General features: G+C 68.3%; 20 protein-coding genes. 6 read left to right on the forward strand and 14 right to left on the reverse strand.

Annotated elements, in window-relative coordinates; translation table 11 throughout:
• Positions 1-3: 3 nt before the first annotated feature.
• The 4 genes from AB0K21_RS20200 to AB0K21_RS20215 all read right to left on the reverse strand — a co-directional run bounded on the left by AB0K21_RS20200 (position 4) and on the right by AB0K21_RS20215 (position 4,700).
• The gene (locus AB0K21_RS20200) at positions 4-564 is read right to left on the reverse strand and encodes an ATP/GTP-binding protein (protein WP_343972073.1); all 561 of its coding nucleotides are present in this window, start codon (positions 562-564) and stop codon (positions 4-6) included.
• 13 nt (positions 565-577) lie between these two features.
• On the reverse strand, positions 578-934 hold the full coding sequence (locus AB0K21_RS20205) for a DUF742 domain-containing protein (protein WP_343972076.1): 357 nt from the start codon (positions 932-934) through the stop codon (positions 578-580).
• A gap of 126 nt (positions 935-1,060) precedes the next feature.
• Complete coding sequence (locus AB0K21_RS20210; RefSeq protein ID WP_326646986.1) at positions 1,061-1,474, reverse strand: roadblock/LC7 domain-containing protein; 414 nt, start codon at positions 1,472-1,474, stop codon at positions 1,061-1,063.
• Positions 1,475-1,517: 43 nt separating this feature from the next.
• The gene (locus tag AB0K21_RS20215) at positions 1,518-4,700 is read right to left on the reverse strand and encodes a nitrate- and nitrite sensing domain-containing protein (protein ID WP_343971932.1); all 3,183 of its coding nucleotides are present in this window, start codon (positions 4,698-4,700) and stop codon (positions 1,518-1,520) included.
• Positions 4,701-5,209: 509 nt separating this feature from the next.
• Here AB0K21_RS20215 and AB0K21_RS20220 point away from each other — a divergent pair.
• From AB0K21_RS20220 to AB0K21_RS20240, 5 genes are all read left to right on the forward strand, one after another.
• Positions 5,210-6,196, forward strand: a complete 987-nt coding sequence (locus tag AB0K21_RS20220; protein WP_343971935.1) for an ABC transporter substrate-binding protein — start codon at positions 5,210-5,212, stop codon at positions 6,194-6,196.
• Complete coding sequence (locus AB0K21_RS20225; RefSeq protein ID WP_343971938.1) at positions 6,193-6,981, forward strand: ABC transporter permease subunit; 789 nt, start codon at positions 6,193-6,195, stop codon at positions 6,979-6,981. The genes AB0K21_RS20220 and AB0K21_RS20225 overlap by 4 nt, the downstream gene beginning before the upstream one ends.
• Entirely contained in the window at positions 6,981-7,772 is a 792-nt protein-coding gene (locus AB0K21_RS20230; protein ID WP_343971941.1) for an ABC transporter permease, read from the forward strand. The genes AB0K21_RS20225 and AB0K21_RS20230 overlap by 1 nt, the downstream gene beginning before the upstream one ends.
• A gap of 9 nt (positions 7,773-7,781) precedes the next feature.
• Positions 7,782-8,564, forward strand: coding sequence for an ABC transporter ATP-binding protein (locus tag AB0K21_RS20235; RefSeq protein ID WP_343971944.1), 783 nt, complete (start codon positions 7,782-7,784; stop codon positions 8,562-8,564).
• A 71-nt stretch (positions 8,565-8,635) separates the two neighbouring features.
• A complete protein-coding gene (locus AB0K21_RS20240) occupies positions 8,636-9,640 on the forward strand; it encodes a methyltransferase (RefSeq protein WP_364151849.1) in 1,005 nt (334 codons plus the stop codon).
• A gap of 212 nt (positions 9,641-9,852) precedes the next feature.
• Here AB0K21_RS20240 and AB0K21_RS20245 read toward each other — a convergent pair whose 3' ends face one another.
• The 6 genes from AB0K21_RS20245 to AB0K21_RS20270 all read right to left on the reverse strand — a co-directional run bounded on the left by AB0K21_RS20245 (position 9,853) and on the right by AB0K21_RS20270 (position 17,016).
• Positions 9,853-10,392, reverse strand: coding sequence for an ATP/GTP-binding protein (locus AB0K21_RS20245; RefSeq protein ID WP_343971950.1), 540 nt, complete (start codon positions 10,390-10,392; stop codon positions 9,853-9,855).
• A gap of 7 nt (positions 10,393-10,399) precedes the next feature.
• The gene (locus tag AB0K21_RS20250) at positions 10,400-10,801 is read right to left on the reverse strand and encodes a DUF742 domain-containing protein (RefSeq protein WP_084195143.1); all 402 of its coding nucleotides are present in this window, start codon (positions 10,799-10,801) and stop codon (positions 10,400-10,402) included.
• Positions 10,802-10,810: 9 nt separating this feature from the next.
• Complete coding sequence (locus AB0K21_RS20255) at positions 10,811-11,233, reverse strand: roadblock/LC7 domain-containing protein (RefSeq protein ID WP_030906232.1); 423 nt, start codon at positions 11,231-11,233, stop codon at positions 10,811-10,813.
• Positions 11,230-14,106 (reverse strand): nitrate- and nitrite sensing domain-containing protein, encoded by a 2,877-nt coding sequence (locus tag AB0K21_RS20260; protein ID WP_364151854.1) that lies wholly within the window; start codon positions 14,104-14,106, stop codon positions 11,230-11,232. The genes AB0K21_RS20255 and AB0K21_RS20260 overlap by 4 nt, the downstream gene beginning before the upstream one ends.
• Positions 14,107-14,303: 197 nt before the next feature.
• Complete coding sequence (locus tag AB0K21_RS20265; protein WP_343971965.1) at positions 14,304-15,710, reverse strand: aminobutyraldehyde dehydrogenase; 1,407 nt, start codon at positions 15,708-15,710, stop codon at positions 14,304-14,306.
• Positions 15,711-15,744: 34 nt separating this feature from the next.
• Entirely contained in the window at positions 15,745-17,016 is a 1,272-nt protein-coding gene (locus tag AB0K21_RS20270; protein ID WP_343971968.1) for a glycosyltransferase, read from the reverse strand.
• Between the two features lie 125 nt (positions 17,017-17,141).
• Here AB0K21_RS20270 and AB0K21_RS20275 point away from each other — a divergent pair, with 125 nt between their 5' ends.
• Positions 17,142-17,750, forward strand: a complete 609-nt coding sequence (locus AB0K21_RS20275) for a TetR family transcriptional regulator (RefSeq protein ID WP_343971971.1) — start codon at positions 17,142-17,144, stop codon at positions 17,748-17,750.
• Here the strand turns inward: AB0K21_RS20275 and AB0K21_RS20280 are convergent.
• The 4 genes from AB0K21_RS20280 to AB0K21_RS20295 are packed head-to-tail and all read right to left on the reverse strand — an operon-like array spanning position 17,744 to position 21,543.
• Positions 17,744-18,775 carry an ABC transporter ATP-binding protein gene (locus AB0K21_RS20280; protein ID WP_343971974.1) on the reverse strand — a complete coding sequence of 344 codons (1,032 nt, stop codon included), beginning with the start codon at positions 18,773-18,775 and terminating at the stop codon, positions 17,744-17,746. The two genes, AB0K21_RS20275 and AB0K21_RS20280, sit on opposite strands and share 7 nt — an antisense overlap.
• Positions 18,775-19,548 carry an ABC transporter permease gene (locus AB0K21_RS20285; protein WP_364151859.1) on the reverse strand — a complete coding sequence of 258 codons (774 nt, stop codon included), beginning with the start codon at positions 19,546-19,548 and terminating at the stop codon, positions 18,775-18,777. The genes AB0K21_RS20280 and AB0K21_RS20285 overlap by 1 nt, the downstream gene beginning before the upstream one ends.
• On the reverse strand, positions 19,541-20,392 hold the full coding sequence (locus AB0K21_RS20290; RefSeq protein WP_343971980.1) for an ABC transporter permease: 852 nt from the start codon (positions 20,390-20,392) through the stop codon (positions 19,541-19,543). The genes AB0K21_RS20285 and AB0K21_RS20290 overlap by 8 nt, the downstream gene beginning before the upstream one ends.
• A 26-nt stretch (positions 20,393-20,418) precedes the next feature.
• Positions 20,419-21,543, reverse strand: coding sequence for a spermidine/putrescine ABC transporter substrate-binding protein (locus AB0K21_RS20295; protein ID WP_343971983.1), 1,125 nt, complete (start codon positions 21,541-21,543; stop codon positions 20,419-20,421).
• Positions 21,544-21,689 lie beyond the last annotated feature (146 nt).

The following is a 21,689-nucleotide window of genomic DNA, read 5'->3' on the forward strand; positions in this document are numbered from 1 at the left end:
GGGTCAGCGGCCCCAGCCGGGAACGGCCATTCGCATGGTGAGCGCGTGCTCCACAAGCGTGATGAGCGTGGCCTTCACCGCGTCGCGCGAGCGGGCGTCGGTCCTGGAGATGGGGATGTGAGGCGCCAGCGTCAGCGCCTCGCGTACCTCCTCCTCGCCGTGCAGGTAGTTGCCGTCCCACCCGTTGACCGCGACGACGAAGGGGAGCTTCGCCTCCTCGAAGTAGTCGATCGCCGGGAAGCTGTCGGCCAGCCGCCGGGTGTCGACGAGCACGATCGCACCGATCGCGCCCTTCACGAGGTCGTCCCACATGAACCAGAACCGGTGCTGACCCGGCGTACCGAACAGGTACAGGATCAGGTCGCGGTCCAGCGAGACCCGGCCGAAGTCCATCGCGACCGTGGTGGTGGTCTTGTTCGGGGTGAGGCCGAGATCGTCGATCCCGGCGCTGGCGTCGGTCATCACCGCCTCCGTGGTCAGCGGCAGGATTTCCGACACCGCCCCCACGAACGTGGTCTTACCGACACCGAATCCCCCGGCGACGACGATTTTCGTCGATGACAGGCCGCCGCCGCGGCTAGAGCCTGCGAAGTCCACTGAGCACCCTTTCCAGCAGGTTGAGATCCGGCTTGCCCGCGTCCAGCTGAGGCTGATGCAGCTGGATCAGACCCTCGGCGGCCATGTCGGCGACCAGGATCCGGGTCACGCCGAGCGGGATGCGGAGCATCGCGGAGATCTCAGCGACCGAACGCACTTGCCGGCACAGGGCACTGATCGCCTGATACTCCGGAGTGCGGGTGGATAAATCGTGATGTATGGAGGTCGCCGAGGAGACCAGGGCCTCCAGGGCGAGTTGGGTCCGGGGGGCGGTACGCCCCCCGGTCACGGCATACGGACGGACGAGGGAGCTCTGCTCCGACGGCGCCGGCTGCATGAGATGCGAGGGCCCCACCTGTTGCCGGTGGGGGTCGTCCATCGAATGGTAGGGAAACCCGCCGTGCGGGTCGCCCTCACCGGTCCAGCCGCGGCCTGCCACGACAGCCTCCTAGCGTCATCGCCGTCACCGTGAGTGGGAAGACTGCAGTTCCGCGCGGACGGCCGGGGTCAGCACCTGGCCTGCCCGCTCGACGAGCATCGTCATCTGGTAGGCCACCAGTCCCATGTCACAGTCGGCGGCGGCCAGCACCGCCAGACAGGAACCGTCACTGATGGACATGATGAGGAGCAGCCCTCGTTGCATCTCCACCACGGTCTGGGTGACCGCACCGCCTTCGAAAACCCGCGAGGCGCCCTGGGTCAGGCTGATCAGGCCGGCCGCGACCGCGGCCAGCTGGTCCGCCCTGTCCCTGGGAAACCCGTCGGAATACGCCAACGGCAGACCGTCCGCCGACACGACGACTGTGTGCGCCACACCTGGGACGTTGTTCACAAAGTCAGTGATCAGCCAATTGACCCCCCGGGCGGCCTGGCTCATTTCGCGCACGTGTCATCCTCCTTGGCGACCATGATGAGCTCGCTCACCGGTCCTCCTTGTTTCCTTCAACGTCCCGTCCGAAGTCGGGATACGGCCGTCCGTCCGCGGCTCCGCCCCTGGCGGCCGCGCGGCCCTGCCGTACGCCCTGCTGGAAGCTGGCCAGCCTGTTGCGCACCGCCTCCGGGGAGACCGTCGGCCGGAGCGCGGGAGTTTGGGGAGCCGCGCCCAGGTCGGGCGCGGCCGTGCCGGGCACCAGGTTCGCCTTGGGCACCCGCTTGGGCAGCCCGGAACCGGTGATCCCGCCGAGTGAGGGCTCGCTGGCGGCCTTGGCCGCCTGCCAGCCCACGTCGGCGGGTGACGACCAACCGTTCCCCTGCGGGGGGGCGGCGGCCTGCTGTGAGAGCTGGACGGTCTCCTGAACGGCCTGGGACGGCTGGGCCGCCTCGACCTCCTCGCCCCGTTCCTCGGCGGCCTGGACCGGCTCGACCTTCTTGAACCAGTCGGACTCGACGGCCGCGAAGATCGGCAGGAACTCCTCCTTCGCCTCTTCCATGGGCGAGGAGGCGGGGATCACCGGCAGCGGGCCGGTGTTGTCCGCCGCGTCGAACGGGCGTCGCCCGAACGGGCCGGAGTTGCCGCTGGACGGCCAGCCTCCGGAGTCGCCGCCGCGGAACGAGGAGCTCGACCAGACGTCGGAGCCGCCGTCCCTGTTCTGTCCGCCGGGCCAGACGGGGGCGTCACCGCGCGCGGGCGCGCCCGATCCCCCCGACCACGTTCCGGCGTCGTTCCTGGACGGGGTGCCCTGACCCTGGTGCCACGCGACGGGGTCGGGCTGGGAGGCGTCCGGCCAGCCGTGACCGGGGGTGGCGCCGGGCGGCGGAAGCTGTCCCGGCCATGGGGTGTCGACGGGTGCCTGCCCGAACTGGCCACCGCCGAAGGGAGGCTGCGAGGCCTCGAAGGAGTTGAACTGCTGCCCCAGGTCGAAGGAGGCGAACGAGTTCTGGTGGGCGGCCTCGAACGAGGCGAAGGACGGCATCTGGGGAGCCGCGGGGCTGGCCAGCACGGGCGGGCGGTCCATGGAGGCCATGGACCCGGCCCAGTCTCCGCTCTGCGGCATGGCACCGGGACCGCCTCCCGGGCGGGCGGTGACGGCGAGCAGGTTCTCCGGGAGCAGGACCATGGCGGTCAGGCCGCCGCTGTCCTGCTGCCTGAGCTGGACTCGGATGCCGTGCCGCAGGGCAAGGCGGCCGACCACGAACAGGCCCATCCGGCGGGAGACCGAGACGTCCACCACCGGCGGGTTGGCCAGTCGCCAGTTGGCCTGGGCGAGTTCCTCGGCGGTCATGCCGATGCCGATGTCGGTCACCGAGACCATCACGCCGCCGCCGTCGATGCGGTTGCTGGAGACGATGACCTTGGTCTCCCTGGGGGAGAAGGAGATCGCGTTCTCCACCAGCTCCGCGATCAGGTGGACGACGTCGTTGACGGAGGTTCCGGCCACGGCCACGCCCGCGGACAGCTGCAGGTCGACCCGCTCGTAGTTCTCGACCTCCGACAGCGAGGCGCGGACCACGTCGATGAGCGGGACCGGCTGGCTCCACCGGCGGGCGGGCTCCTGACCGGCGAGGACCAGGAGGTTCTCCGAGTTGCGGCGCATGCGGGTGGCGAGGTGGTCGAGGCGGAAGAGGCTGCCGAGCCGGCCCTCGTCCTGCTCGCCCTGCTCCAGGCTCTCGATGAGGGAGAGCTGGCGCTCCACCAGGGTCTGGCTGCGCCGGGAGAGGTTGACGAACATCGAGTTGACGTTGCTCCGCAGCGTGGCCTCCTGGCCCGCCAGTCGCACGGCCTCGCGGTGGACCTCGTCGAAGGCCCGGGCCACCTCACCGATCTCGTCGTCGGAGGCGACACCGATCGGGGTGATGTCCGTGGTCGAGACCTCGCCGCTCTCACGCATACTCTGGACGGTCTCGGGGAGACGCTGACCGGCGATGGACAGCGCCTCGGTACGGAGCCTGCGCAGCGGCCTGACCAGCGACCGCGCCATGACCGCGGTGACGATCAGGACGAAGATGAGCAGCAGCACGCTCAACCCGGCGGCGATCAGCGCCCCGCGCTGCTCCGACTCCTGCAGGACCCGGCTCTGCGTGATGAGGGTGTCGGCGACCTGCTCCTCAACCGTGCGCATGCGCTCGATGATGTCGCTGGAGGCGTCGAACCACGTCGTCTGGTCACCGAGTCCGGTCCTGGAGACGTCGACGTTCCTCAGTGGCTGGCCGTTGAGGGCCAGGAAGATGGCGCGGGCGCGCAGGGCCGCCGCGCGGTCCTTCTTCTGGCTGCTGACCGTGTCGTCGTAGAGCTGGCGCTGGGCGACCGAGGCCTCGGAGCGGAAGGTCGCGAGCTCGCTGTCGAACTGCGCCCGGGCGGCCAGCATGGCGTTCAGGCCTTCCGCGCTGAACCCCCTGACGGCGAGGGCGATGGCGAGGTTCGCCCGCTCCCTGGAGGCCTGCTCCTTGGCCCTGGCCAGCGCGGCGAACGCGACCGCACTGGCGGTGATCTCCTGGTCCGCGACGCCCTGAATGATCTCGTCGTGCAGGGCGAGCAGGTCCGTGATGGTACGGGAGTACGCGGCGATCGTGGGCTGGGCCGGTAGCTGGGTGGCCGTCGCCGCGTCACGCAGGCTCTTGAGCTCGTCGATGCGGCTGCGGATCTGCGTGAGCTCATTCCTGCTCCGAGCCCCGAACGACTCGATGACGCCGCTGTCGTTGATGATGCCGTTGATGCGGGTGCGCACCTCGCCGGCGACGCCATCGACGCTTTCGTACTGCTTGCGCAGATTCGACTTGCCGGTGCTCAGCCGGCCCTGTGCCACGTACCGGGCCGACAGGTCACGCTCGATCTGCAGCTCGTCGACCAGGCGGCTCAGGCCCGCGGTGAGTTCGGCGGTGGTACGCACGCGCTCGTACTCGGCGGCGCTGCTGATCGAGGTGGTGACCCGCAGGCCGCCCAGCACGATCGCGGCGGCCGTGGGGATGACGATGAGCGCGATCAGTCGCGATCTCACCCGCCAGTTCTTGAGCGCGAGCTTGCCGCCGTTCCTCGCAGACCTCTCGGAGCCGGAATCGTCCCGGTCCTGGCCCGGGCCGCTCTGCGGCTGCCCCCCCTGGTTGTCGAATCCCAGGGCAGGTGCCAGCCCGGATTCGCGTTCGCTGGGGATTGACGCTGTCCTCACTGGCCTCCGCTGCCTCTCCTCGGATCGTCTGCTTGGAGGGGATCGCGTCACGCAATGATGTGCGAGTGACGCCGACGCATCCATGGGGTAGGGGTTATTGGAGCACAGCCGGATGAGTTCGGCCAACAGCACATAACTCACATTTCCCACCGAACGGGCACACCACGTCCGTAATCGGGCGATGACTCTCCGCCCCGTAACCACAAACTTCCACAAAGTTGCGAAACAGATTTATTGACATCTTTGCTTATGCCCGCTATGCGGATCTATCTGTTGATTGTTACGGGTGTGGCAACTGGGTGGCGTATGCCTGCTTTGTAGCTTCGGGGCGATAGGGGCGAAAGGGGTGATATTTGTAATTTGACTGATCTACTCCGCTACTCTGATCCGCGGTCGGCAAACCCCCCCTTGACCAACATGCCTCCCGGGACCCCCTTCATGTCGCCCGATGAGTCACCGCGAGTTCCGGCAGGGGCGGTCAAATGCAGCTAATGCAGCTAAGGAGACCCATGAGGTTCACACTTGCGAGCCGGGCCGTCATCGCAGGAGTCACCGCCGCCCTGGTGCTGAGCGCCTGCGGAGGTTCCGACAAGTCCACTGACACCACCGCCGCGAACGCGGATGGTCTGGAGAAGACTCAGATCAAGATCGGCGCGCTGCCGATCCCCGACTCGGCCGCGCTCTACATCGCCAAGGACAAGGGCTACTTCAAGGACGAGGGACTCACCGTCACCATCGAACCGGTGGTCGGCGGAGCCCAGGCCCAGCAGTCCCTCATCGGCGGGTCTCTGGACGCCACCCAGACCAACTACGTCTCGGCCTTCCTCGCCGTCGCGGCCGGCAACAAGATGAAGATCATCTCAGACCTCTACCAGGCCGCGCCGAACTCGTTCAACCTCATGGTGCCCAAGGACTCCTCGATCAAGACGCCCGCCGACCTCAAGGGCAAGAAGATCGCGGTCAACAGCAAGAAGAACATCGGCACCCTGGCGGTGACCTCGGTGCTCAAGACGCACGGCCTCACCGAGGCCGACGTGCAGTTCCTGGAGTTCCCCTTCCCCGAGATGGGCGCCCAGCTGGCCAACAAGGTCGTCGACGCGGCCTGGATGACCGAGCCGGCCCTGACCGCGGTGCAGAAGAACCTCGGCGCCCAGAAGCTCGCCGACACGATGGTCGACTCCACGGCGGACTTCCCCATCGCCGGTGTGGTCGTCATGGAGAGCTTCGCCACCGAGAACCCCAAGACCGTCGCCGCCTTCCAGCGGGCGATCGCCAAGGCCCAGCAGATCTCCGCCACCGACCGCAAGGCCGTCGAGCAGATCCTGCCGACCTACACCAAGATCGACGCTGCGACCGCCGCCGTGATCACCCTCGGATCCTTCCCGACCAGCCTTGACGAGACCCGCCTGCAGCGGGTCGCCGATCTGATGGTCGAGCAGGGTTACCTGAAGAGCCCGATCCAGGCCAAGACCCTCCTTCCCGGCAACCTCGGGTGACACGGCACAACCCGCTCGACAACAGACTGCTCTGTGGCGCCCTCGGCGTCGCAGGGCTGTTCTGCGTCATGGAGGTCGCGGGCCGGACCGGGTTGATCGATCCGCTCGTTTTCCCGCTGGCCTCCACAGTGCTGGGTCGAGCAACCGCACTCGTGACCGACGGCGAGTTCCTCTCCGACGTCGCCTCGACCCTCGGGGCCTGGGCTCTTGGACTGCTGCTCACGGTCGCGCTCGCCGTACCCGCCGGATTCCTGCTCGGCAGCCTGCCCCGGGTGGAGAGCGCGCTCCGGCCGATCCTCGAGTTCCTGCGCCCGATTCCGTCGATCGCGTTGATCCCGCTGGCGCTCGCCGTGTTCTCCGACAGGTTCGACATGAAGGTCACCCTGATCGTCTACGCGGCGACCTGGCCCGTGCTGATCAACACGATGTACGGCCTCAAGGACGTCGACCCGCTCGCCAAGGAGACGCTCCGCAGCTTCGGGTTCGGGAAGTCGGCCGTGCTGTGGCGCGTCTCCCTGCCGAGCACGGCGCCCTTCATCGCCACCGGTGTCCGGCTGGCGTCGGCGATCGCGCTCATCGTGGCGATCAGCGCGGAACTGCTCGGCGGCGGCGCCCAGGGCATCGGCAGTTACGTCCTGGAGAGCGGCGGCAGCGCGGACGCGGTGGAGTACATCATCGCCGCCGCCATCTGGGCCGGGATCATCGGCGTGATCACCAACGGCCTGTTCGTGCTCGCGGAACGGCGGATCTTCCGCTGGCACACCGCCCGTACGGAGGTGGTCTGATGAACGGCCTGCTGCGCGGCGTGGTCCGGCTGTGGCCGGTGCCCGTCGTGCTGTTGCTGTGGGAGCTGATCACCCGCGGCATCGAGATGCTGAGCTTCCCGCCGCCGTCGCAGATCGCGACCAGCATGTACACGATGTGGCTGACCGGCCCCGCGGAGCGGCTCTGGCTGACCGACGCGGCGCTGACGAACATCCCGGTGAGCATCGGCCGGCTGCTGGCCGGATGGGTGCTGGCCGGGGTCGTCGGGATCGTCCTCGGGGTCGCCCTGGGCCGCTCCCCGCTGCTCTTCCGTTTCATCGACCCCCTGGTGCAGTTCGCCCGCGCCATCCCGCCGCCCATGCTGCTCACCTTCTTCATGGCGCTGCTGGCCATCGGCCCCCGGATGCAGATCAGCTTCATCGCGTTCGGCATCGTCTGGCCGATCCTGATCAACGCCTCCGAGGGGGCGCGGCAGGTCGACCGCCAGCACCTGGACACCGCCAGGGTCTTCGGGCTGTCGAGCGGTGAGCGGCTGTTCCGGATCATCCTGCCCTCGGCCATGCCGAAGATCTTCGCCGGGCTCCGGGTCAGCCTGTCACTGGCGCTGATCCTCATGGTGCTCTCCGAACTGGTCGGCAGCACCGACGGGATCGGCTTCCAGCTTCTGGACGCCCAGAGGTCATACGACTTCTCCGGCGTGTGGGGAACCATCGTGGTGCTCGGCATCCTGGGATACGTGTTCAACTCGGCGTTCCTGGCGGCCGAGCGACGTGTCCTGTCCTGGCACCGCTCCGCCAAGCAGACGACCTGAGGACCTGCTGTGCTTGAGATCACGAATCTGTCCCACACCTACGGCAGCGGGCCGAGCGCCCACAACGCGCTGGGCGGCATCAACCTGAAGGTCGCCCAGGGTGAACTGGTGTGCATCGTCGGCCCCTCCGGATGCGGCAAGTCCACACTGCTGCGCTCCATCGCGGGACTGCTACGGCCCAGCGGCGGCCAGGTCACGCTCAACGGCGCCCAGGTCGAGCAGACCCCCGACAACCTGGCCGTGGTCTTCCAGGACTACAGCCGCTCCCTGTTCCCCTGGATGTCGGTGGTCGACAACGTCTCGCTCCCACTGCGCCGTAAGGGAATGGACAAGCGGCAACGCGGACAGGCGGCGATGGAGGCCCTGGAGGAGGTCGGCCTGGACGGCGCCGCGGCCAAGTACCCGTGGCAACTTTCCGGGGGCATGCAGCAGAGGGTGTCCATCGCCCGCGCCCTGGCCTACCGCCCGGCCCTGCTGCTGATGGACGAACCCTTCGGCTCCGTGGACGCCCAGACCCGTGAGGACCTAGAGGACCTGACCCTGCGGGTCCGCAACCTGCACAACATGACCATCGTGCTGATCACCCACGACATCGACGAGAGCGTCTACGTCGGTGACCGCGTCGTGGTCCTGTCCAAGGCCCCCGCCGGGATCGTCGGTGACCTGCGCGTGGACCTGCCGGGACCGCGCGACCAGATCACCACCCGCGAGCACCCCGACTTCGTGCACCTGCGCGCCGAGGTCGGCCGCCTGGTGCGCGGCATGCGGAGCCCGTCGCCCTCGACCTCCTGAAGCCCTCTTCAAAACGTCCGCCGAAGCGTGGTGGTCCTCCCTCGGGACCGCACATCGCAGAGAGGATTTCCATGAGCCACCCACAGGCACCGGTCTGGGATGCGATCGGTGGCGTCTCCCGTTTCGCCGCCCTGGCCACGATGGCCGAACTGGGCTGCGCCGACCACCTGCGAGACGGCGCCCTGAGCGTTGACGAGCTCGCACTGCGCTGCGGCGCCGACGCCTCCGCGCTCGGCAGGGTGCTCCGCCAGCTCGCCGCCATGGGCATGGTCGCGACCACGGCGCCCGGCACCTACGAGCTGACCGAGGCGGGTGCCACCCTCCGCGCCGACCTGCCCGGCTCGCTCCGCCCCGCCATACGGATGATCTCCGAGGAGGGCTTCTGGTACGGCATGGGCATGGTCCCGCAGACCGTGCGCACCGGCAGGTCGGGCTTCGTCGAACGGCACGGGCACCTCTACGGCTATCTGAGGGCCAACCCCGGGGCCGGCGCGCTGTTCAACGACTACATGACGGTCAGGGCCCAGCCGTTCGCGGACGCCGTGGCCTCCCGCTACGACTTCTCCGGGGTGCGGATCCTGGTGGACGTGGCCGGCGGCAAGGGGCACATCCTGGCCGCCGTCCTGAAGGCACACTCAGATCTGGACGGCGTGCTGTTCGACCAGGAACAGGTGGTCAGCACGGCCAGGGACTTCTTCGCCGAGGCCGGTCTTGAAGGCCGGTGCAAATTCGTGGACGGCGACTTCTTCGTCTCGGTGCCCGGCGGGGCGGACGCCTACCTGCTGAGCAGTGTGATCCACAACTGGTCCGACGAGGACTCGGTGCGGATTCTGGGCAATGTCAGGGAGGCCGTCTCCGACGACGGCCGAGTGCTCCTGGTCGAGGCCGTGGTGCCGGACGGCGACAGGCCGCACATCAGTAAGGACATCGACATGCGAATGCTCGCCCTTTTCGGCGAGGGCATGGAACGCAGCACCTCCGAGTACGCCGAACTCCTGGGCAAGTCCGGTTTCCGGCTCAGTCGGCAGGTGGAACTGCCCGGTGGCGCCTCGATTGTCGAGGCCCTGCCTATCTAGAGTTCTATTCAGGAGCCTATTCAGAGCCGGCGTAAAGGCCGGCATCGGGCTCGCGAAACAGCGGCGGCCGGCGACGTGAGGCTCACGTCACCGGCCGCCGCTGTTTCATCCGCTTTCCGCACAGAAAAGAAACGACCATCGTGAAATCGATGGTCGCGGGAAAAAAGACGCGGGTCTCGCCCCTTCGAAGGGGCGAGACCCGCGTCAGGAGATCAGACCCTGAGGGTGAGGACGTGCTCGACCAGGGTGATCAAGGTCGATTTCACCGCGTCCCTGGACCGGGCGTCGGTCCGGACGACGGGGATGTGCGGGGAGATCGTCAGAGCCTCCCGCACCTCCTCCTCTCCGTGGATGTGCGATCCGCCGAACCCGTTGAGGGCCACGACGAACGGTAGTCCGGCCTCCTCGAAGTAGTCGATCGCCGGGAAGCTGTCGGCCAGCCGCCGGGTGTCGACGAGCACGATCGCACCGATCGCGCCCTTCACGAGGTCGTCCCACATGAACCAGAACCGGTGCTGACCCGGCGTACCGAACAGGTACAGGATCAGGTCGCGGTCCAGCGAGACCCGGCCGAAGTCCATGGCGACCGTGGTGGTTCGCTTTGTCGGGATGTGCGAGAGGTCGTCGACGTCCGCGCTGGCCTCTGTCATCACCGCCTCCGTGGTCAGCGGCATGATCTCGGAGACCGCGCCGACAAAGGTCGTCTTGCCGACACCGAACCCGCCGGCGACGACGATCTTCGTCGACGTCATCCCGGCGTCAGAGCCTGCGAAGCCCACTGAGCACCCTTTCAAGCAAATTGAGATCCGGCTTACCCGCATCCAGCGACGGCTGATGGATCTGCACCAGGCCCTCGGCTGCCATGTCCGCGATCAGTACCCGGGTCACGCCGAGTGGCATGCGCAACAGGGCAGAGAGCTCGGCGACCGAGCGCACCTGCCGGGACAGCGAAATGATCGCCTGATATTCCGTGGAGAGCGTGGCGGGATCCACTCCCGCCAACGTCGCCGAGGAGACCAGTGCCTCAAGAGCTAGCTGCATCCGGGGGGCGGTCCTGCCCCCGGTCACAGCGTACGGGCGAATCAACCGGTCTCGCCCGCTCTTGGCCTGAGACGTGTTCTGGGGTTCCTCCCCCGGCCCACGCCAACCTGGTGCGTCCATATCACCCCCCTATCGCTGAACCGACTGCAGTTCGGCCCGTAGCGCAGGCGTAAGCGCCTGCCCGGCACGCTCTGCGAGCAGTGTCATCTGGTAGGCCACCAGGCCCATGTCACAGTCCGGCGAGGCCAGTACGGCCAGCGCGGAACCATCGCTGATCGACATGGTCAGCAGGAGGCCCCGCTGCATCTCGATCACTGTCTGTGCCACAGGACCGCCTTCGAAGACCCGTGAGGCACCCTGGGTGAGGCTGATCAGACCGGCCGTGATCGCGGCGAGCTGGTCCGCCCGGTCCTTGGGAAATCCCTGGGAGTAGGCCAGCGGGAGCCCATCCGCGGAGACGATCACCGCGTGCGCCACTCCGGGCATCTCTTTGACGAACTCGGTGATCAGCCAGTTGAAGCCGCGGGCGGCCTGGCTGAGTTGGTTGTTCACTGCTGGTTCTCTCCCTCGACGGCCTTGGCACGCTCGCTCATCTCAGCGCGTCCCTGCCGTACGCCTTGCTGGAAACTGGACAGGCGGCTGCGCACCCGATCCGCCGACATCGGCGGCATCGGGGGGGCCGGCGCAGCCGGTGCCGCCGAGGCGGCTCCGGGAACGAGGTTCGCCTTGGGCACCCGCTTGGGAAGGCCCGATCCGGTCACGCCGCCCTCCACCGGCTTCTTGGCGACCTCCGCGGCCGCCCAGCCCTGGTCCGAGGGGGTGCTCCACGGTTGCCTGTCGGCCGCGGGCGCAGCCGGTCTGGGCGGCTGTGCCTGCTGCTGCGGCGGCTGCCCCTGCTGCTGGGGTTGCGGCGTGGGGTGCGAGATCTGCGGGAAGTTCTGGGTCTCCAGTCCCTGCGGGCCCCGCCTGACCCGCTGCTCCAGCAGCCGGGGCCTGGCCTCGGCGACAGGCTCGGGATCGGGCTCCGCCTCCTGCTCCGGCTCGGGTGCGACGGACGTGCTGCTGCGGAACCAGTCGGACCCCACCGCCGCGAAGATCGGCAGGAACTCCTCCGGCTCCGGTTCCGTCGGCGAGACCTCGACCACGGGAAGGGCCTGGGTGTTCTCCACCGGCTCCAGCCGCTGCGGTGTCCACAGATCGGACGAGGGGGTCTCGGGCCAGGCCGAGGGGAACGACGGCGCCGGGGTCGACGCCAGCGGCGACGACCACAGGTCCTCCACCGCGGAGGCGGGCACCACCGGCCCCGACCAGAGATCTCCGGACATCGGTGCCGGCACCTGGGGAGGCGTCTGGGCGGGCTGCCCGAGGCCGACCGGCGATCGGCCACCGCGCCCGGCGCCGGTCCCGAACGGGTCCGCGTTCGGAGTGGAGCCGAACGGGTCGGGGTTCACCGAGGAGAACGAGTTCGCGGGACCGCCGAAGGAACCGGACGGCATGCCGCCCTGTCCGGCCATCGCCATCTCGGGCACCCCCGCGCCCTGGGCCACCACCTGCACCGGCAGGAGTACGACGGCGCTCAGGCCACCGGTCTCCGGGCGCCTGAGCTGGACCCTGATCCCGTGGCGCATGGCCAGGCGGCCGACCACGAACAGGCCCATCCGGCGGGAGACCGACAGGTCCACCGCGGGTGGCTCGGCCAGCCGGCGGTTGGCCTCGGCCAGTTCCTCGTCGCTCATGCCGATGCCCGCGTCGGTGACCGCCAGGATGACGGCGCCCATCTCGTTGCCGTTGCTGGTCACCGTGATCTTGGTGTCCTGCGGCGAGAAGAAGATCGCGTTCTCGACGAGCTCCGCGACCAGGTGGACGATGTCGTTGACGGCCTGGCCGATGATCGAGATGCCCGACTCGACCCGGAGGTTCACCCGCTCGTAGTTCTCCACCTCCGACAGCGAGGCGCGGACGACGTCGCTGAGCGGAACCGGCTCACTCCACCGGCGGCTCTGCTCCTGACCGGCGAGGACCAGGAGGTTCTCGGAGTTCCGGCGCATGCGGGTGGCCAGGTGGTCCAGCTTGAAGAGGCTGCCGAGGCGGCCCTCGTCCTGCTCACCCTGCTCCAGGTCGTCGATGAGGTCGATCTGGCGTTCCACCAGCGACTGGGTGCGCCGGGAGAGGTTGACGAACATCGCGTTGATGTTGCTTCGCAGGCGGGCCTCGTCACCCGCCAGCCGGATGGCCTCGCGGTGGACCTCGTCGAAGGCCCTGGCCACTTCCCCGATCTCGTCTCGGGAGGCCACCCCGATGGAGGGCACCTCGATGTTCGGAGCGTGGTCTCCGGACTCCCGCAGCACCCGGACGGTCTCGGGCAGCCGGGTGTCGGCCACCTCAAGCGCCTCGCTGCGCAGCTTGCGCAGCGGCCGGACCAGCGTGCCGGCCACCCAGGCGGTGATGAGCAGGATCAGGACCAGCAGGACCAGGATTGAGACACCGGAGATCGCGGCGCTGCGCTGCTCGGCGCTCTCCATCTCCTGGCTGCGGGCGACCACCGCGGCCGACAGGCCGCGCTCGACGGTCCGCATGTTGTCCACGATCGCGGAGGAGGCGGCGTACCAGGTGTCGGCGCTCCTGAGCCAGCCGCCGCCGATCCGCTCCAGCGGCTTGTTCTCCCGCATGAGGGACATGACGAGAGCCCGCATGGAGTCGGCCTGGTCGATCTTGGGGCCGTTGACCACGTCGCGGAAGCGCTTGATGTCGGCGGCCGAGGCGGTCGCCCGGAAGGCGTTCTCCTCGCTCTGCTGGCTCCGGTACGCGCCCAGCAGGTCGGCGGGGTCGTCGAAGTCGAACTTGCCGTCCAGGAAGCTGACCAGGAGGGTGCCCCGCTGCCTGGCGACCTGCTCCTTGGCCCGGGTCAGCGCGCCCAGCGCGAGCGCGTCACCGATGAGGCGCTCGTCGCCGCCGCTGCGGCCCAGGTCGTCGTGGAGGGTGATGAAGTCGGAGATCATCCGCGAGTACATGCCGAGGGCCGCCCGGGGCAGCACGCTGCCGTCGGTCATCAGCCTGCGCAGGCCGGGGAGACCGTCGAGCCAGCGGCGGATCTGGGCGACCTCGGTACGGACGCGGGCCGCCTGCGACTCGTCGAGGGCCTCCATGGCGGTCAGCGTTTGCTTGCTGCTCCGGTCGACCACCCCGCGCTGTTCCCTGACCTTGGTGAGCCGGGAACGCGTGGCGCCGGCGGCGTACCAGGCGGTGAGGTCGCGCTCCTCGGCCATCTCGTGGGCGAGCGTGCCGAGCGACTCGACCAGTGAGGCGACCTCGGTCATCCGGCGGTACTCGCCGGCCGTGGCGAGGGCGGTGGTCAGCTGAAGTCCGGTGAGCAGGACGGCCGCGGCGGTCGGGAGCAGGATCAGCGCGACCAGACGGGGACGCACGCGCCAGTTCGCCGGCAGGAGTCGACTGCCCACCCCTGACGCGCGGTGGCTCCGGCGGTCTTGTGTCATCACTGGCCTACGTAACCCCTCGCCGGATTTGGAAGCGGCGAAAGCAATTTGAGCACATCCTTTATGTCACTTCGAATGGAGTAAATGCCGACAAATCCCCGCAAAAAGGACATACGGCTACAAAGTTTTCAGGCCGGCCGGAAGGAATCCTTCACCTCCGGAGCCTGGTGCTTGATCATCAGGTGGCGGGTCACAGAGTATTCCCCAACCGCCTCCTGACTCATGTCCTTGCCGAAGCCGCTCCCCTTGACCCCGCCGTGCGGCGCCTCAGAGGCGATGGGCAGATGGTCGTTCACCCAGGTCACGCCCACGTCGAGCCGATGCGACACGCGCAGTGCCCTGGCCACGTCCCTGGACCAGACCGATGAGGCCAGCCCGTAGACGGTGTCGTTGGCCAGCCGGACCGCCTCGTCCTCTCCGTCGAAGGGCAGGGCGATCAGTACCGGACCGAAAAGTTCACCCTGAACGATCTCACTGTCCTGGGTCGCGCCGGAAACCAGGGTGGGCGGGTAGTAGAACCCGGGCCCTTCGAGCGGGGCACCGCCGCAGAGCACGGAGGCGCCCGCGGCGACGGAACGCTCCACGAAGCCGTGCACGCGGTCGCGGTGCCCCTCGGAGATCAGCGGGCCGATGTCGGTGGCCGGATCCCAGGGGTCGCCCACACTGATCCGCGCCAGCGTCGCGTGCAGCGCCTCGACCGCCTCGTCGTACACCTCCCGGGAGATGTAGACGCGAGTCGCGGCCGTGCAGTCCTGGCCGGTGTTGTAGGTGGCGCCCATCGCGACGCCCCTGGCCATCTCGGACAGGTCCGCGTCACCGAAGACCAGCGCCGGAGCCTTGCCGCCGAGCTCCAGGTGGACCCGCTTCAGGGAGCCCGTGGCGCCGCGCATGACCGCGCGGCCGGTCGCGGTGGAGCCCGTGACGCTCACCATGTCGACGCCGGGGTCGGTGACGAGGGCCTCGCCCACCTCGGCACCGCCCAGCACCACCTGGAGCAGCCCTTCGGGCGCGCCGGCACGGGCGAACAGCTCGGCCATCCGCAACGTGGTGCCCGGCGTCTGCGGTGCGGGCTTGATGACCACCGCGTTCCCCGCGGCGAGCGCGGGACCGATCTTCCACACCGCCATGACCAGGGGGAAGTTCCACGGGGCGATCGATCCGACGACACCGACCGGACGACGCACCAGCAGCGAGGTGTAGCCGGAGCTGAGCACCCCCGCACCGGTGCCGTCCAGCGAGCGGGCCGCCCCGGCGAAGAAGCGGAGGTTGTCCGCCGCGAACGGCAGCTCGCCGTCGCGGAAGACCGCCGCGGGCTTGCCCGTCTCGATGACCTCCAGCCGGGTGAGCTCCTCGGCGTCGGCCTCGACGAGATCGGCGAAGCGCAGCAGCACCCTGGCCCGCTCGGCCGGCGTCGCGGCGCTCCACTCCCGGAACGCCACGCGGGCCCGCCGCACGGCGGCGGCCACCTCCTCGACCGGGGTGTCGGCGACCTCCCCCAGGATCTCGCCGGTCGCCGGATTGATCAACTTGCCCATGGAACTTCCCTCATCGTGGTGGTGCGGAGAGCCGTCAGGCCCCGGCCTGCTCGATCAGGTCGGCCGCCCTGCGCAGGCCGTCCCGCCCGCGGATCTCCTCGCCCGCGGCTGCCAGGCGCTCACGGAGCGCGCCGTCGCCCAGAAGCCTGTCCAGCGCGCCGGTCAGCTCCTCGTCGGAGAAGGTGTAGGTGGACAGGCGCACACCGTAGCCGAGTTCGTGGACGCGCTGCGCGTTGTCGTACTGGTCCCAGAACAGGGGCAGCAGGATCATCGGCTTGCCGAAGTGCAGCGCCTCGGTGGTGGTGTTGTTGCCGCCGTGCGTGATGACCAGGTCGACCATAGGAATGATCTTGGTCTGCGGGACGAACTCGGCGCCCCACATGTTGTCGGCCAGCTTGATCTCCTCGTGCAGCGGACCCATCGAGACGATGAAGCGGTACGGGGTGGTGGCCAGCACGTCGATGGTCCGCTGCATGAGCGCGACGTCCGCCGAGCCGAGCGAGCCCAGCGAGAAGTAGACCAGCGAGCCGTCCCGGTCGGCCAGCGACGCGGGGAGCTCGAAGCCGCCGTCCGTCTCGCGCACCGAGGAGTCCAGGCGGTGCCAGGAGTCGCCCAGTGGCCGGGCGTCGACGTAGTCGGCGATCTCGGGGAAGACGTAGAGGTTGAGGTCACCCTCGTGGATGAAGTCCAGGTCCGGCAGCGGGTCGGCGCCCTGCTCGACGACCCACTCGTTGAAGGCGGTCCAGATCTCGCGGTGGGTGCGGTCGTACTCGGCGTTGAAGGCACCCCACTGCGACCGGTCGTCGGCGGGCAGCCCGGAGAAGACCGGGGCGACGCCCTCGCCGCGCACCTCCAGCGGGTTGCAGGAGACGATCCGGACGAACGGCTTGCCCGCCGTCAGCAGCGCCGGGAAGGTGATGACGTTGTCCTCGACGATGACGTCCGGCCGGACGCGCTCGATAATCTCCTTCAACTGCGGCTCGCAGTACTTGGCGCCGTCGATAAGCGCCTCCCAGATCGGCTTGGTGACCGTCTCCAGCTGCTCCAGAGTCGACTTCCGGTATTCCGGCGCGGTGTCCCTGATGAAGTCCTTCCAGAACTGCCCGGGGTCCTGTTCCTCTTCGGTCGGCGGCGCGAGATCGACCAGGTCCTCCTCGAATCCGAGGGCCTCCAATTTCCCCTTCCAGGAGGCCTCAGCTGCGAAAACGACTCTATGCCCACGCTTACGAAGAATGTCACCGATGCCGATGCAGTTGTTCGTCGGCCCGTAGGCGCTCTCCGGCATGAACAGGATCGTGAGGGACATCACGCCTCCTTACGTCTAGAGGTTGCGGCTTTTGAAGAATGGTGAAATTCTCGGCTAGCAAAAAACCTGGAAAACGGTCACTATGGACCCCGGCACAGAGCGTGGTTTTCAATGAGCGGGGGAATATGACGCGCAAGGGACGGGCGGACCGGCGCCTGGATCTCATCGCGGCCGCACATCGGGCGATCATCCGGCACGGCACCGAGGGAGTGCACCTCAACCATGTCGCGGAGGAGGCCGGGCTCACCTCCGGGGCCGTCCTGTATCACTACCCGCGTCTCAGCGAACTGCTGGTCGACGCCCACCACGCCGGGATGGAGCGCTTCTACGAGCAGCGGCTCAAGCGGATCAAAGGCATGCGTGACCCCGCGGAGAAGCTTGTCGTGACCGTCCGCTCGGGGCTGCCGCACGGTCCGGACGACCCGGACGTCCGGCTGCTCAACGAGCTCGGCGGAGCCGCGCCCCGCAACAGGATGTACGCCCTGCTGCTGACCACCCTCTACGATCGCCAGGTCTCGCTCTACCAGAGCATCCTGGACACCGGGGCCGCGTTGGAGACCTTCACGCTGTCGGGCGACTCCCTGCTCATCGCCCGCAACCTGGTCGCGCTCGAGGATGCGTACGGCTATCGCATAACGGCCCGCCACCCGGTGATCGGCCCGCAGGAGGCGGCGGAACTCATCCTCGACTACGCCAGGACCGCGACGAACCACCCGCTCAACTCGTCTCATTGAGGGATCAGCACTCCGTCCCCCTCCGCCCAGCCGAGCGCCACCTCAGACCCCGTCTGGACCTGGGTGGCCCCCTGGGTGGCCACCAGCACGGGCTGCCGGCGCCCGCTCACCTGTACCGACACGTGCGAGATGCCGCCGTAGAAGCTCACGTCGACCACCTCGCCGCTCAGCACGCCCTTGCCCTGGTCGTCCAGCCTGATCCGCTCCGGCCGTACGGCGAGCAACGCGGACGTGCCATCGGGCAGGCCCGAGTTCCCGGGAAGGATGCCGAGCTCCTCGGCGGCCAGGCCGACCGAGCAGGCCCTGCCCTCGAAGATGTTGTTGGCCCCCACGAAGCCGGCGACGAACGGCGTGCGCGGGTGCTCGTACAGCTCCACCGGGGCGTCCACCTGCTCGACCCCGCCGGCGTTGAAGACCGCGATCCTGTCGGCCAGCGACATGGCCTCCTCCTGGTCGTGGGTGACCACGACGAAGGTGATGCCGACCTCGTTCTGGAGTCGCTTGAGCTCCAGCTGCATCTCCGCGCGTACCTTCTTGTCCAGCGCGGACAGCGGCTCGTCCAGCAGCAGCAGGCGCGGCCGCTTGACGATCGCGCGGGCCAGCGCGACCCGCTGGCGCTGACCGCCGGAGAGCTGCTGCGGTTTGCGCCCGGCCATGGCCGCCAGCCCGACCTTCTCCAGGACCTCGTCGACCCGGCGGCGGATCTCCGCCCTGCCCAGCTTCTCCCGCTCCAGGCCGTACGCGACGTTCTTGGCCACGGTCATGTGCGGGAAGAGCGCGTACGACTGGAACATCAGGTTGACCGGGCGGCGGTGGGCCGCCCGGCCGAGCAGGTCGTCGCCGTCGAGCGTGACGGTGCCCTCGTCGGGCGACTCGAAGCCCGCCAGGATCCGCAGCAGTGTCGTCTTACCGCAGCCGCTGGGACCGAGCAACGCGAAGAACTCGCCCTGCCGGATCTCCAGGGAGACGTCCGACAGCGCCGTGACGTCACCGAACCGACGGCTGACACCGGTGATCTTCAGCATTAGGACAGCGACTCCGTCAGTCGGGTCATCCGCTGGGTCACGATCACCGCGGTGAAGCTCACGAGCAGCAGCAGCGTGGCCAGGGCGTTGATCTCGGGGGTGACCCCGAAGCGGACCATTGAGTAGATGACGATGGGCAGGGTCGGCGTGGTGGGCGCCGCCGTGAAGAACGCGATGACGAACTCGTCGATCGAGAGGGTGAACGCGAGCAGCGCGCCGGCCAGGATGCCCGGCGCCAGCTGCGGCAGGGTGATCCGGACGAACGTGGTGAACGGCGTCGCGCCCAGGTCCCTGGACGCCTCCTCCAGGGAGGTGTCGGCGTGGGTGAGCCGGGTGCGGACCACCGCGGTCACGAACGCCATGCCGAACACCGTGTGCGCCAGCAGCACCGAGTGCAGCCCGAGCGTCGACTTGATCATGGCGTAGAACACCAGCAGGCCGATGCCCAGCACCAGGTCGGGCAGCACGGCCGGCAGCACGCCGAGCGCGTCGAGCGCCCGCGATCTGGTGTGGCGGGCCAGGCCCACGGCCAGCAGGGTGCCGAGCACCGTGGCCAGCACCGTGGAGCCCACCGCGACGATCAGAGTGTTGACCAGGCCCTCACGGATCGCGGCGTTCTCGGCGAGCGCGCCGTACCACTTCAGGCCGAAGCCCTCGTAGACGTAGGGGGACTCACCGGAGTTGAAGGACATCACGACGAGCACGACGATCGGCGCGTAGAGGAAGACGTAGGTCGCCCAGAAGGGGACGTACAGCAGTCGGGGTCTACGCACGTCGGGCACTCCATGCCTGCGCCAGCAGCAGGACGATCAGCACGGCGATCAGCGCCAGTGCGAGGGTGGACCCGAACGGCCAGTCGCGTGCCTTGAGGAACTGGTCCCTGATCAGGTTGCCGACCATGATGGAACGGCCACCGCCGAGCAGCTCGGGGATGATGAAGTTGCCGAAGCTCGGTACGAACACGAACAGGCAACCGGTGAGCACGCCCGGCAGGGTCAGCGGCAGCGTCACCGAGGCGAACGTGCGGACGGGTCCGGCGCCGAGGTTGGCCGACGCCTCGCGGAGCTGCGGGTCCAGCTTCTCGATCGCCGCGTACAACGGCAGGACCATCAGCGGCAGGTAGGAGTACACCAGGCCGGTGACGATCGTGCCCTGGTTGTAGAGCAGTTCCAGCGGCTTGTCGATCAGTCCCAGGTCCATCAGGGTGGTGTTGACCAGCCCGGGACCGCTCAGCAGGACGATCCAGGCGTAGATGCGCACCAGGAAGTTGGTCCAGAACGGCAGCACGACCGCGACCAGCGCGATCGTCTTCCACTTCCGCGGCAGCTGGGCGATCAGGTAGGCCGTCGGGTAGCCGACCAGCAGGGCGATCAGCGTGGCGATCGCGGCCAGCTTCAGCGAGCCGACCAGCACGTCGAGATAGAGGGGGTCGAGCAGGCGGGTGAAGTTCTCGCCCGTCGGCTCGTAGACCACGCCGCCGAAGCGGCCCCTGCGGAACACCGTGAAGCTGATGAGCAACGCCAGCGGGATCAGCAGCAGGACGATCAGGTATGTCAGTCCGGGCCCCAGGAAGACGAGCCTTCCCAGGGCACGCGATCGGCGCGCCCGTGATCGCACGGACGCGCCGGAAGCGGTGGAGCGTGTCACTGCTGGGCCGCGACCTCGGTCGCGAGCCTGGTGAACTTCAGCGAGTCCTCACCCAGGTCGATGATCGACTCACCCTTGAGCAGGTCGGACGGGCTCATCTGCAGCGGCGCGTTGGCGGCCTTGAGCTCGGCGTTCATCGCGTCCATCGCGGCCTTGTTCGGGACCTTGTAGAGGATGTTCTCCGCGGCCCAGCCGTGCACCTTCGGGTCCAGGATGTAGTTGATGAAGGCGTGTGCCGCCTCCTTGTTCTTGGAGGACTTCAACACGACCATGGTGTCCACCCACAGATCGCTGCCCTCCTTGGGCACCACGAACTTGATGTTCTTCTCGGTGGTCGGGCACCAGCCGTCCCACGCCTCGACCATCACGGCCTCGCCGGTCTTGAGCCTCTCGCCGAAGGTGGTGTCGTCGTAGGCGAGCAGCTTCGGCTTGGCCTTCAGCAGCGCCTCCTTGACCTTGGCGATCTCCTCGTCGCTTTTGGTGTTGACCGAGTAGCCGAGCGCCTTGATGGCGGGCAGGGCCAGCCAGCGCTCGGTGGTCATCATGGTGACCTTCTTGACCGCTTCCTCCGGCGGGTTGAGGAGATCGTTCCAACTCGTCGGGGCGGTCTTCACCAGGTCGGTCCGGTAGCAGATACCGGTGGTGCCCCAGGTGTAGGGGACCGAGAAGACGTTGCCCTTGTCGTAGGAGAGTTCCTTGGCCTCGGGGTAGAGGTTCGCCAGGTTCGGGATGAGCTCGGGGTGGAGCGGCTCGAGCAGGCCGGCCTCGTTGAGGGCCTGGGCGTACTGACCGGAGACGAAGGCCACGTCGAGACCGGTGTCGGCGCCGCCGGTGAGCTTCGCCATGATCACTTCGTTGGTGTCGTGCAGGGTGACCTTGAGCTCGGTCTTGAGCTTCTCCTTGACCTCGGTGGCCAGTTCCTTGGGCGTGTAGCCGTCCCAGACGGAGATGGTGATGCTCTGCTTGGAGAGGTCGGCGTTCGGGTTGAGCTGCGCCGACGAGGCGCTGGCGGCGGGCGCGGCGGTGTCCGCGGCCTCCCCGCCACATGCCGAGACTGCGAGCGCGAGGCCGGCGGCCAGGGCGACAGCCGGAAGATTACGGGGGTACCGAGTGCGGGACACGGCCGCTACTCCTTCAGAATTCAGTGTAAGTGGGGTAGACCGGCCGTTGGGGACACGGCAGACCAAAGCAGGAGTGTTGCAGTCAACATTATCTTGAGCAAGACTTCCCACGACATCACCCCCGGAAAGTTGGGTCCGTTTGTTAA

The sequence above is a fragment of the Streptosporangium sp. NPDC049248 genome (genome assembly GCF_040678965.1).
In the GTDB taxonomy this organism is placed as follows: domain Bacteria; phylum Actinomycetota; class Actinomycetes; order Streptosporangiales; family Streptosporangiaceae; genus Streptosporangium; species Streptosporangium fukuiense.